General features: G+C 36.4%; 8 protein-coding genes and 1 riboswitch. Of the genes, 3 read left to right on the top strand and 5 right to left on the bottom strand.

From position 1 onward, the window contains the following. Window positions 1-1,066: 1,066 nt before the first annotated feature. The 3 genes from G8761_RS22340 (at window position 1,067) to G8761_RS22330 (ending at window position 5,875) form a co-directional block, all read left to right on the top strand. The gene (locus G8761_RS22340; RefSeq protein WP_166030167.1) at window positions 1,067-1,798 is read left to right on the top strand and encodes a transposase; all 732 of its coding nucleotides are present in this window, start codon (window positions 1,067-1,069) and stop codon (window positions 1,796-1,798) included. 384 nt (window positions 1,799-2,182) lie between these two features. After that, the gene (locus G8761_RS22335) at window positions 2,183-2,413 is read left to right on the top strand and encodes a hypothetical protein (protein WP_166030166.1); all 231 of its coding nucleotides are present in this window, start codon (window positions 2,183-2,185) and stop codon (window positions 2,411-2,413) included. An 87-nt stretch (window positions 2,414-2,500) separates the two neighbouring features. After that, window positions 2,501-5,875 (top strand): ABC transporter transmembrane domain-containing protein, encoded by a 3,375-nt coding sequence (locus G8761_RS22330; protein ID WP_166030165.1) that lies wholly within the window; start codon window positions 2,501-2,503, stop codon window positions 5,873-5,875. Window positions 5,876-6,036: 161 nt separating this feature from the next. On the opposite strand, the gene ptsG is transcribed toward G8761_RS22330, so the two are convergent. From ptsG to guaA, 5 genes are all read right to left on the bottom strand, one after another. After that, window positions 6,037-8,115 carry a glucose-specific PTS transporter subunit IIBC gene (ptsG, locus tag G8761_RS22325; RefSeq protein WP_166030164.1) on the bottom strand — a complete coding sequence of 693 codons (2,079 nt, stop codon included), beginning with the start codon at window positions 8,113-8,115 and terminating at the stop codon, window positions 6,037-6,039. Between the two features lie 187 nt (window positions 8,116-8,302). Then, window positions 8,303-9,142, bottom strand: coding sequence for a glucose PTS transporter transcription antiterminator GlcT (glcT, locus tag G8761_RS22320; RefSeq protein WP_166030163.1), 840 nt, complete (start codon window positions 9,140-9,142; stop codon window positions 8,303-8,305). A gap of 143 nt (window positions 9,143-9,285) precedes the next feature. Further along, window positions 9,286-10,212 (bottom strand): manganese-dependent inorganic pyrophosphatase, encoded by a 927-nt coding sequence (locus G8761_RS22315; protein WP_166030162.1) that lies wholly within the window; start codon window positions 10,210-10,212, stop codon window positions 9,286-9,288. A 98-nt stretch (window positions 10,213-10,310) separates the two neighbouring features. Continuing rightward, a complete protein-coding gene (locus G8761_RS22310) occupies window positions 10,311-11,639 on the bottom strand; it encodes an NCS2 family permease (RefSeq protein ID WP_166030161.1) in 1,329 nt (442 codons plus the stop codon). 140 nt (window positions 11,640-11,779) lie between these two features. Then, window positions 11,780-11,881: riboswitch (purine riboswitch) on the bottom strand. A 93-nt stretch (window positions 11,882-11,974) separates the two neighbouring features. After that, window positions 11,975-13,528 (bottom strand): glutamine-hydrolyzing GMP synthase, encoded by a 1,554-nt coding sequence (gene guaA / locus G8761_RS22305; RefSeq protein ID WP_166030160.1) that lies wholly within the window; start codon window positions 13,526-13,528, stop codon window positions 11,975-11,977. Window positions 13,529-13,620: the final 92 nt, after the last annotated feature.

Below are 13,620 nucleotides of genomic sequence, written 5' to 3'. Positions count from 1 at the left end.
AGCCAGGATCAAACTCTCCGATAAAGAGTATGAGTTTAGCTCATAAAGTTACGTTGGCTGATGAATAAATTCATCATATTATTGTTTGTTTGTTCACGCTTTGTTTGTTTAGTTTTCAAAGAGCAATCAATATTAATGTGTTGCTCAGAAGCAACTTTATTAATATATCATCTTACCGTCGCTATGTCAACAACATTTTTAAAAGTATTTAAGTTGATTATGATGATAACCACTTAAAACTAAAAACACAATTTATGATATTGTTATCAACAAGTTGATGTTGTTAACTCGTCATCAGCGACTGTTCATCTATAATACAACGATAAACCCATTCCGTCAACACGTTTTCTGAATCCTTTTATTTCCATTTAACAACTTACAGGAAGCAAAAAAATAACGGAATATGCTTATTATATTTCTTACTTGAATCTTGCAAAAATATTGTGGATGAATCTGTCGGTTTATGACTAGTTTTGGAAAGTGCGTAAAAATAAGAATGACACCTCACTTTTAGTGGAAATGGAATGTTACCACACAAACCAAAACCCCAGAAAAAGGAGATGTCATAGGTTTATGGTAACTTCCTATCCTGCACTCGTCAAGTTTGTCCTGGCCCTCGGTCCCGCATTGTCAAAGCCCCAAATGAAACACCTTATTTCATTCATGCATGGCATCATTTTGTGTGAGGGCCGGAAGACTGTTTCCCAGATTCGGAAGAGTTCACGGAATGCACGCGACCTTAGCTGTATGACCAGATTCCTCAAAGAATCTCCCTGGTCTCCTAACAGGATGCAGAGGAGAAGGATGGACCATCTGATGTCGAGGTTACGCCAGGCCGGAAGGAAAGCCGTGACTTACGGCCAATCTTTTTCCTGATTCATCGACGATACCAACTGTCCAAAGACTCCCTCATCGAAGAAGATGGAAAGGCTTGAATACCACCATTCACACACAGACGGAAAGAGCGTCTGGGCCCATTGCGTTGTCACTTCCCATGTAATTGCCGAAGGACATTCCCTTTCCTGGGATTACCGGCCCTATTTCCGAAAGGAATACTGCATGGAAAATGACATGGAGTTTAAAAAGCAAGCTTGATCTCGCAGCCGATTTGATTAAGGCATTTCCTGCAAATCCGGATGAACTGGTCTATGTGCTTTTTGACAGCTGGTACACAACGAGGAAGGTGGTAGACATCTGCAATCAAAAAGGGTTCCATGTCATTTCTGCAGTCAAATCCAACAGAATTATTTACCCCAAAGGGGTTCGCATTGGCATCTCTGAGTTTGCTTCACGGTATTTGGAAAACGCCGACCTTCGCTCCGTAACAGTGAGGGGTAAGGGGAAATACCGGATTTATGAATATGAAGGGCCCCTTTCAGAAATAGAAAATGTCAAACTCCTTTTATCCTGGGAAAACAAATTCATCCGGGAGAAGGCTCCATTCAGTATCTTGTGCACCGATGTGACTCTTGATGTCGTGACCATCCTGAAATACTACCAGGTGCGATTGGAAATCGAAACAGGATACCGGTATTTCAAGGAGTTGTTGGGCTTTGACCAATATCAGGTTCTTTCGTTTAAAGCCATTGAACGGTACTGGGCCATTCAGTATCTGACCCAAAATTTCCTGGAGATCCAGCGCTATGAATGGTCCACAGACTCGTTCCACACCTTATGGGACACGGTCAGGCGGATCCGGAATGATTACTTTGGGCAACTGGTTCTCTATGTTTACCAGGAAGGCCTGGCGCAGACACCTTTTAAAAAGCTTTTAAAAACCCTGAAGCTCGCCGCTTAAAAAATGGCCTTTTCGAGAGACGCTCCCCGTATGCCCTTTTTCAGGTGTTCGGAGTAAAAATGCAAGAGTCTAGTTCCTTAGGTATAAATATAAGTAATACTTTTTAGAGATCATAGGAATCATATATATAACATTATATATAAGGAATTTTTTTGAAACATTTCTTTTGAGTGTGACTGAATACTATGAAGCTTTATACTTACTTATACTCCAAATTTTCTCATTCCTATTATAAAATGTTATTCAATAACTTTTACCATTAAAGGCAATTCAAAAAAGCACGAATTAAAACTCGATAAATAGTGAATAATGAAAAAATTGTAAAATTTTATATTGATTTTTCGAAATAAATTTATTAATATAATAGAAAAGGAGGTTATGGTAATGAATGGAAAAAGCGAAAAATTTGTAGAATTGAATTTTGAAGAGCTTGATAATTACTCTGGAGCTGGTTGGATTAGTAACACTTGGGCAAAAATTCAAAAGTGGACTCATTCGGATGCTTATGCTTGCACTGCTTATAACTATGGTTCCTTTGGAAACTTAGTTTCTAATCATGGCTGCGGAGACCAATCTATTTATCTTCAGCAGTCTAAAAAATACTGCAAGAAATAATTATCTCAAAACAGAACAAGACAGAACAAGTGAGAAGAGGAATTCTTTTGGGAATTCCTCTTACTTTTATTATAAAGAGGTAAGATAATGAAATACAAAAAACACCATGTTACTCAACAAGGGAAAAGTGATTGTGGTTTGGCTTCGGTTTCAGTCATTTTAAAAAAGTTTAATATTGAACACAGTTATAGTTTTCTAAAGGACTTACATTACACAAATGATGAATATTCTATAAAAGATATTGTATTGTTGTTTAAAAAAGTAAATATAAACTGCAGAACATTTAAACACGTAGGAGAAGACTTACTATCTTCTATTAACGAAATAGAAACACCATGTATTGCACTCGTTAGCAACCAAGAACGAAATCATTATATTGTAATTCATGAAGTACATAATAAAACTCTTCTAATAAGTGACCCGAATGAGAAAAAACAAACAAAAATAAACTTTAACAAGTTTAAAGAATTATCTACTGGTATATTTATTTTACCAATAATAGATGGATTAAATTTAAATGACAGTGAAAAGACAAAATATAAATCAAATTTTAATATTAGCGAAATGTTTAAGCAGTTATTTATTGAAAACAAAAAAGAATTTATTACTATAATTCTTCTTTCTATAGTTTTTATATTAATAAATGCCATGAATTCATATTTCTTTAAGTTAATTATTGATTATTTTATTCCTAAAAAAGCTCTCAATGAATTAAATATATTTTTAATAACTTTTATACTTATCAATCTGCTTTTTACCTCTTTTGGTTATTTACGATCTCAAATTATTGTTAAAATGTCCAATAAAATAGACTTAAAGATTGCAAGTGACTTTTTTGGCCATCTAATAAAAATTCGTCCCGATTTTCACTCAAAACGAAGTAGTGGTGAATTAATCTCAAGATTTGACGACTCTATACACATTCGCGAAACATTGAACAAAACAGCAATAGGCAATGTTCTTGATGTCTCTATTTCTTTAATAGCGGGCTCCCTTTTATTCTTTTTAAACAAAAAGATATTTGTTTTTACGCTGATAGCCTGTATTTCATTCATGATTATTTCTCTCCTCTTTTATCCTTTAATAGAAAAGAGGGTTAAATTGTTCTTGGAATCGAAGGCAAGAGTTAATTCTTTCATGGTTCAATTTTTAAGTAATATGGAATCTATTTTTTCTTTTAATAAGTCAAGCTATTTTATTAATAATGTAACCAATAGAATAACTGATGAACAAGATGCTCTCATTAAACTTAGGACAATTGAAAATCAAAGCGGAGCTATAAAATCCTTATTGCTTAACATCTTTTTTCTTTTAATCATTTTTAATGGGTCTTATGAAATAATAAAAGGTAACTTAACCATCGGCGAATTAGTATTGTATGTTACTCTTTTAAATTTTGTAATTTCCTCAGTAAATAACTTAGTTGACTTTCAAATCGATTTTCAAGAGGCTATGGTGGCAGTTAAACGCTTTGCTGATATCTTAGAGTATCCCTTGTCAACCAATGGGAAGTTTCTTTTTGAAAAACTTCAGAATATCAAAATATCAAAATTAAAATTTGGGTATAACTTAGGCACAATTACAATCGAACTTCCAGATTTAAACATTAAAAAAGGAGAGAAAATCGCATTAATTGGAAAAAGCGGATCTGGAAAGTCTACTATAACTAAAATCATTGCAAAATTAATTGATTGCGATGATAATCAAGTATTTATCAATGGTGTAGACATTAACAAACACAGTACTAAAAATTTAAGAGAAAAGATAACATACGTTGGCAGCCAACCCTTAATGTTTGATGGTACTCTGTTTGAGAATATCTGCATGGGTTTTACTGCAGATGAAATGGAAATTAAAAAGGCTGTAAGGATAACTAAATTAGAGGATCTCATACACAGCCTTTCAGCAGGAATATATACCAGGGTTTACGAAGATGGTGGCAATTTATCATCAGGTCAAAAACAACGTATCAATTTAGCGCGTGCATTAATTCAGAAACCAGAACTTTTAATTTTGGATGAGACTCTCAGCAATGTTGACCAAGAAACAGTGAATTCTATAATGGAAGAGTTATATAAATCTGACCTGACAATAATTTATATATCCCATAAAGAGTTACAACACGATCGATTTGATCAAGTGATAAACATAGATTCTCTAAACAATTACAGAGAAATTCCGACTCCTAAAAACACCATTCATCAAAAGGAGACATTCATGAGCTTTCAAAATTATAAGTTAGAATTGGAATCTAAATTTGAGAGTTCAAATTTTTACAAAGACATTTCTCTAATAGTGGATCAGGAAGTACTTTTTGAATTAATTAGTAATCAATCAGAAGACTTAGAAGAATTCATATTACGATACGAAAAAGAAGAAGAACCAAAATTAACCTGTGGAATTTTAACCTTAAATGAGGAAAAAAATATTAGAAGAGTTTTGGACTCCGTAGTCGGAGAGTTTGACCAAATAATTGTTTTAGATACTGGTTCCACGGATAAAACTCTAAATATTATTAACCAGGAATATAACAATATTGAATTACATTCGAGAAACTGGAAGTATGATTTTTCTTTTCATAGGAATGAAATTATAGAATTGTCACATAATGACTGGATATATTTTATTGATGCTGATAATGTTTTTCTTAAGGAAAATAAAAGCAAGTTAAAACGTATCGCTAAACTAGTAAATTTTCTTAAAGTAGATGTGGTTTTAAGCCCTGTTATTTATGAGTACGATAGAACACTTACAACTGACAATAGAAGATTCTTTTCTAGCTCTACAGGAATTCGCTTTAATGGTGTAGTTCACGAGGAACCTCTCTTGCCTAATGGAAAGATACCTGTGAGTTTAAACATGAAGGTAGAAATTACACACGATGGGTATACGCCTGAGGAATTAGAACAAAAGAAAAAGAAAGAGCGTAACTATCTTCTCGAAACTAGAATGATAGAACAGGAACCGAATAATCCTAAATGGTATTATTACTTGGCAAGAAGTTTATATCATTTATCTCCAAAAGAGAATGCTCAAAAATGCCTTCATTACTTGGAAAAGGGTTTCACCCTTTATGAAATTTCAGATAATAAATCTTATTATCTGCAAAATTTGCTGTTGCAAATATCCATTAATATGGATATGGCTAATATAAACAGAGCAAAAATTTTAATACCAATATTAGAACAATATAATGAACAACTTGTAGATGTGCACTTTTATAAAACATTGGTTCTTTTTAATGAAACAAGAATGGAAATAGCTAATTTTTTATATAAGTCATTTCAGAGTATAAAAATTAACGAAACATATTTCAGTTTAATTGATCCTAGATTTAATCACATATATTCTTTATTCAGACAAATAGCAAATTCATTAGAATTAAATGAACTTCAGGATCTATTTTCGAATGAAGTCGTTGAATCAAATGAACATCAAGATATTCCTGTCCCTCAAAAATAATATAACAGATCATATGTTTATCTCTTGTTTTTAAATTGGGCTAGCTCTTTCCTTAGTAAGAGCTAGCCCTTTTATATTGTCTACAATTTACCCAAAAGATAATTATCCGCCATTTACATAAACGTAAACGAACTACTTTGTGGCTAAATTAAAAAAGATTGTTATTCAGTAATTTTTACAATCCCTTCTTCTTTAGCATCAACTTTACCTGATTTCTCAATAACTACATGCTCGCTTTCTTTTAAGTTTGTAAAAACGATTGGTGTAATAGTTGAAGTTGCATTATTTTTGATGTAATCAAGATCTACTTTTAATAAAGGCTGGCCTTTAACAATCCGGTCATTTTCTGCGACCAATGTCTCGAAACCTTGTCCTTTAAGATTTACTGTATCAATACCAACGTGTATCAGGATTTCACGGCCTGCATCTGAAAGAATTCCTAATGCATGCTTTGTAGGAAACAGGTTAATGATTTTTCCATCAACAGGAGCAACAATTAATCCTTCTTCCGGAATAATCGCAAATCCGTCACCCATCATCTTACCGGAAAATACCTGATCAGGAACTTCCGTAATAGGTACCACTTCTCCTTTAAGAGGAGCAAAGAATACTTCTTCACCAATTACTTCGTTTTGAAGTGCTGCTGGATTTACTTCTTCGATCTGCTTTTCTACACCAGTTTGTGGGGAGACAGGCTCTACAGCTCTTGGTCTTTTACCACTCATGATGTCTTTCATTTGGCCTTTAATTGTTTCGGAACGAGGGCCAAAGATAGCCTGGATGTTGTTTCCTACTTCAAGGACACCAGCAGCACCGAGCTTTTTCAAACGGTCTTTATCAACATTTTTTGCATCGTTTACAGAAACACGAAGACGTGTAATACATGCATCCAGGTGAGCAATGTTCTCTTGTCCGCCCATTGCATCAAGGATATTCGAAGCAAGATCACCAGCCGCCGTGGCAGGTTTTCCTTCTTCAGCATCCTCGTCTGTATCTTGTTCGCGTCCCGGTGTCATGAGGTTAAACTTACGGATTGCGAAACGGAAACCGAAGTAATAAATAACTGCAAATACTAGCCCCACTGGAATAACAAGCCAGGCATGGGTTTGAGGATAAAATAATCCGAACAATACATAATCAATTAGTCCACCGGAGAAAGTCATGCCTATTTTTACATCTAAAAGGTGCATAACCATAAACGATAGACCAGCAAAAACTGCATGGATACCAAATAAAACTGGTGCTACAAACAGGAATGAGAATTCAATTGGTTCTGTAATACCAGTAAGGAAAGATGTCAAAGCAGCAGAACCCATTAAACCTGCTACAAATTTCTTTTTCTCAGGCCTAGCTTCCTGGTAAATTGCCAAAGCAGCTGCAGGTAGTCCGAACATCATAAATGGATATTTCCCTGTCATAAATGTTCCTGCTGTAAGATTTTGTACTCGATCTTTAATCTGTTCCATGAAAATATGTTGATCCCCATGGACCACTACACCTGCATTGTTTGTATAACTTCCAAACTCAAACCAGAAAGGAGCATAAAAAATATGATGCAACCCGAAAGGAATTAAAGAGCGTTCAATTACACCAAAAATAAAAGCAGAAAGGGTTAAATTCGCATTAACCATATTGTTAGAAAAAGCATTTAAGCCAGTTTGAATTGGCGGCCAGATAACAATCATAATTAATCCAAGCACTAAAGCACTTGCCGCTGTTACAATTGGAACAAAACGTTTTCCCGAAAAAAATCCTAAATAGGATGGAAGTTCAATTTCGTAAAATCGATTATACATAGATGCAGCGAGAATACCGACGATGATACCTCCAAATACACCAGTTTGCAGTGTCGGGATACCAAGAATGGCCGCGTAGCTTTGTGGGTTGGATTTTAATGATTGATCATCAATCCCCAAAGCAGTACCCATAGTTACATTTAGAATCAAGAAACCAACGATAGCCGCAAGACCGGCAACACCTTCTCCTCCAGCAAGACCTACCGCTACCCCAACTGCAAACAACAAGGCAAGGTTACTAAAAACAATCCCTCCAGCCTGTTCCATGATTTTTGCAACCATGCTAATCGCGTGATTATGAAGAAATGGAGCCATATCAAGTAAAGCTGGATTTTGTAATAAGTTACCAAATGCCAGTAAAATACCTGCTGCCGGAAGGATCGCTACCGGAAGCATTAATGCTTTACCGACTTTTTGCAAGACGCCAAATGCTTTCTTAAACATAGAAGTACCTCCTAATAATTTTTTACCCATTAAGCGTTTTCAAGCAAAAGCGCTAAAAATAAAAAAGGCATGAGGAAAGAAAACAATTGATGGAAATTACATAGGGATATATTACCCCAAAAATTCCATTTCAATTATCTTCTTCACTCATGCCTGATCGAATCAGTAACACGTGGAAAGATAATAACTATTTCACTTTTTTCTGAAGCCTTTGCAGATGCATGGTTAAATAAACAGCTTCTGCATCGAATACAGGTTTTTTTAGCGTTTGCTGCATTACCTTAATGAGCTTCCACGAGAGATTGTAACACACAGGGTATTCCTCTTTCAATAGAAAAGCAATTTTTTCTGGCTCGTTCACTTTTTCTCCATTATTTACTCTTTCAATAGTAAAGCGAAGATGGCGGACTAGCCTCATATAATCTACGCTTTCCTTATCTATTTCGATGTCTAGCTGCTCTTCCGTCATATCAATGAGCCTGCTGACCAGCTGAGAATGCTGGTTAACCTCTGATAAATTTTTATTTGCAATTGCACTATGGATATGAAGAGCTATAAAACCTATCTCGCCTTTAGGAAGGTCCACATGTATTTTATCCTTTAAAAGCTCCACAACTTCTGCAGCTATATCATATTCGATCGGATAAAGCGTTTTCGTTTCAATCAAAAAAGGATTTTTCATTTCCATCCCGGTTGAAATCCTATTAATGGCAAACATAATATGATCTGTTAAAGCAACATGAATATGCTCATTTAGTGAATTGCCTGTCCTTTGTTTAATAAGCTCAATTGCAGATATAATAACTTCCTGGAGATCGGTCTGCAAAAAGGGCAAAAGTTTTATATAGTTTGCCTGCTCTTTTTCATTTCTTAAAACAAAGAGTTTTTCAACAGAATAGGATTCGATGATATCATCCCGCTTTCTGTTAAAACCAATCCCTTTACCAATAATGACGACTTCCCCGTACGATTCGTGAGCAGCGATGATTACATTATTATTTAACACTTTTTTAACTATAAAATTCATCCTGCCACTCCCTCGCACAAATTGTATTTAGTCTGATTTTCATGTTAGTCATGGGAAACAAAGAAGTCAATCATTCTACATTAAAATTCTCTTGATTGTCGAAAAATAAAAAGACCGCCTGAAAGACGGTCTTACTGAAACTATTATTCGAAGGACGCAGTTAACGGCGGAACAATTTGTTTTTTACGGGATACAACACCTTTTAGAACGGCAATGTTATTATCTAAAGTTATATTGAATGCTTTTTCAACATTTGCGACTCCCTTACCAAGAGCCAAAACCACAGAATCATTTGTTAAAATGTCAGTTACAACAAAAACAAATAAGTCTAAATTCTTTTCCTCTATTACAGTGTTGATAACTTCCTCAACTTCTTTTTGGCGGGAAAGAACATCATTTGTGTCAACGGCATTCACCTGTGCTATTTCTACCTTCGCATTTCCCATTGGAAAAACTTTAGCATCTAATGAAATCAGGTCCTTAACAGATTTATCGTTTAGGTTAGCTCCTGCTTTTAACATAGATAGTCCATAGGAGTCTGCATCAACACCGGCGATTTCAGCTAGTTCACGCGCAGCGTCGATATCCTGTTGTGTACAGGTTGGAGATTTAAACAAAAGTGTGTCAGAAATGATAGCGGAAAGCATTAAACCTGCAATTGACTTTTCGATGTTAACACCGTTTTCTTTGTACATTTTATTTAAAATTGTAGCCGTACAGCCAACTGGCTCAACACGGAAGTATAAAGGATCCTTTGTCTCAAAGTTAGCAACACGATGGTGGTCAATAACTTCTGCTACACGGACCTCTTCCAGATCATCAGCACTTTGCTGACGCTCATTATGGTCTACTAAAATAACCTCTTTTACTTCGGCTGCAACTTTTTCAACAAGACGGGGTGCAGTCATCCCAAAATGATCAAGCGCAAATTGTGTTTCTTCGCTTACTGTACCCAAGCGGACAGGTTCAGCATTGAAGCCCAATTTATTTTTTAAATCAGCATAAGTGATCGCGGAACAAATGGTGTCTGTGTCCGGATTTTTATGGCCGAAAATGAATATTTTCTCCATGATCTCTCTCCTTTAATTAAGATTCCATTTATAATACTATCATTCTTTTTAAAAGAAAAAAACCGCGAACCATCGCGGCTTCTTTCGCAATATAAAAATTACTTCAGGAAGATAAAATAAAGGACGAAAATCACGAAAAACACATACATAATTGGGTTAATTTCCTTTACCCGTCCTTTAACCAGCATTGTAATTGGATAGAAGATAAAACCAACGGCAATACCAGTTGCAATGCTATAAGAAAGAGGCATTGCAATAATAGTTAGGAAAGCTGGGACTGCAATTTCAAACTTAGTCCAATCAATTTTTCCTAAAGATGAAACCATCAGCACACCTACAATGACAAGGGCAGGTGCTGTAACCGGTGCTGTTACTACAGATAATAACGGGAAGAAGAAAAGTGACAGGATGAAAAGTGCTGCTGTAACTAATGACGCAAACCCTGTTTTTGCTCCTGCTGCAACCCCAGCAGATGATTCAATGTATGATGTTGTTGTAGAAGTTCCAAGGATAGAACCAGCAATAGATGCGATGGAATCTGCAAATAATGCTTTTCCTGCTCGAGGAAGTTTATTGTCCTTCATTAACCCCGCCTGGTTGGCAACTGCAACCAATGTACCTGCGTTATCAAAGAAATCAACGAATAAGAATGTAAGAATAATACCAAGCATTGATGTTGTATAGAAAGAACTGTCACCAAAAGAACTAAAAACTGCTCCAAAAGTTGGTTTAATACTTGGCACTGCAGAAACTACTTTATGCGGTGTATCAATAAGACCAAAAATCATACCTACGATAACCGTAATGATCATTCCGTAAAATACTCCACCCTTAATGCCTCTCGTCATTAAAATAACGGTTATTATAATACCAAAAATCGCTAATAAAGTGTTGCCATTTGAAAAATCACCTAAACCAACAAGTGTTGCATCATTTTTAACTATAATACCTGCGTTTTGGAAACCTATAAAGGTAATAAATAAACCAATTCCCGCTCCAACGGCGTGTTTTAATTCAACTGGAATGGCATTTATTATTTTTTCACGTAAGCCTGTTGCAGTCAGTAAAAAGAAGAACACACCGGAAATAAATACAGCACCGAGCGCGTGCTGCCAAGGGATTTTGCTTCCAAGCAGTACAGAATAGGCAAAGAATGCATTTAATCCCATACCAGGTGCCAACGCCAGCGGATAACGCGCAAGCAAGCCCATTACAATTGATCCAATCGCAGCAGCTAATGCTGTTGCGACAAAAACGGCACCGTAGTCCATATGCATTACAGCCGGAAGACCTTTAATATTCTGAAGTGTTAATGTGATCGGATTTACGATAAGTATATACGCCATTGCAAGGAAGGTAGTGATTCCTCCCATCGTTTCACGGCGGTAATTTGTACCGAGCTCTTCAAATTGGAAATACTTTTTCATTTCTCTTTCCCCCTGTTTCTTGTAAATACATCGCGATCCGTATTGTCGTTCCCCAAAAAAGAAATAAAAAAGCGCTCCATTCTACCGGAGCGCTGACTTTGGCATGTGTATAAACCACAAAAAGGAAAGAGGAAACATTCCTTAATCTGACACTGCCTCGTAGTCAAGCCATTTACGGTAGCTTGGTAGAAACTTTTGGGCCTTATTCCCAACATTATACGATGCGTATGTTTTTCATTAATCTATCTGGATTTTAACAGGAAAAAAGTACTATGTCAACATAAAACACGAACATTTTACAAATTTCTACAACTTAACATTCGTATATTAAGAAACTATTCCCATTCAATTGTTGCAGGTGGCTTACTGGTTATATCATAAACGACCCGGTTTACATGAGGAACCTCATTAACAATTCTTGTCGAAATCACCTCTAGTACGTCCCAGGGAATTCTCGCCCAGTCTGAGGTCATTCCATCAATGGATGTAACAGCACGGATTCCAATTGTGTAATCATAAGTGCGGGCATCCCCCATTACTCCAACACTTCTGATATCAGGAAGAACCGTGAAGTACTGCCAAATTTCCCTCTCAAGGCCGGCTTTTTTCACTTCATCGCGCAAGATAGCGTCTGACTCCCTAACAATCTCAAGCTTTTCATCAGAAATTTCTCCTAGAACCCTTATTCCAAGTCCTGGTCCAGGGAATGGCTGTCTCCAGACAATCTCATCAGGTATGCCAAGCTCTGTACCAAGAGCACGAACCTCATCTTTAAACAAAGTATTTAATGGCTCGATTAAAGTAAATTGCATGTCTTCCGGAAGCCCGCCCACATTGTGGTGGGATTTTATTGTTTGCGCAGTAGCTGTTCCGCTCTCAATAATGTCAGTATAAAGAGTACCTTGAGCAAGAAAATCGATTCCCTCAAGCTTGGCTGCTTCATCATCAAACACATAAATGAATTCGTTGCCGATGATTTTCCGCTTTTGTTCCGGGTCGGAAACTCCCTTTAATTTGCCAAGGAAGCGATCTTTTGCATCAATTTTAATAACATTCATGTTGAACCCATCAGCAAATGTTTTCATTACCTGATCAGCTTCATCTTTGCGAAGCAGGCCATGGTCTACAAAAATACATGTAAGCTGGTCGCCTATAGCTTTATGGATTAAAACCGCGACAACGGATGAATCCACACCGCCGCTAAGGGCACATAAAACGTTTCTATCTCCAACAGTCTGCCGGATCTTTTCCATTTCAATTTCAATAAAGTTCTCCATCGACCATTTACCCTTACACTCACAAACCTCAAAAACAAAGTTTTTAAGAAGTTCATTTCCGTACATGGAATGGCGAACTTCAGGATGGAATTGAACTGCGTATAAGCGCCGTTCTTCATCACTCATAGCCGCAATTGGACATGAAGGGTTAATTCCGTCTACCTTAAAGCCTTCTGGCGCCTCCATAACAAGATCTCCATGGCTCATCCATACAATTTGCTCTCTAGGCAATCCTTTGTAAATTTTGGACTCATGCTCCAGGGTTAATAATGCTTTGCCATATTCACGATTTTTTGCCTTTTCCACTCTTCCGCCAAAATGAACAGTCATTAGCTGCATCCCATAACAAATACCAAGGATAGGAAGACCCAAATCAAAAATACGCTCATCACAGCGGAACGAGTTTTCATCATAAACACTGTTTGGGCCACCTGAGAAAATGATCCCCTTTGGGTTCATTTCCTTTATTTCTTCAGCTGTAATCGTATGAGGATGCAGTTCACTGTATACACCCAACTCACGAATCCGCCTGGTAATTAACTGATTATATTGGCTCCCAAAGTCCAGAACCACTATTTTCTCTTGGTTTTGAAGCTCTATTTTCCCCGTCAAAACGGCCACCTCTTTCTTCTATTTCTTCCTCTTATCTTTTGCCTTCAGTACAAAAACATTTCATCCTTTAAGAAAACTTTGCATAAAAAGCC

Origin of the sequence: Neobacillus terrae (genome assembly GCF_011393025.1) — a bacterium.
Taxonomy (GTDB): Bacteria; Bacillota; Bacilli; order Bacillales; family Cytobacillaceae; genus Neobacillus_A; species Neobacillus_A terrae.
Note: the sequence above shows the minus strand (reverse complement) of the source record. Positions and strands in the feature narration are given on the sequence as shown.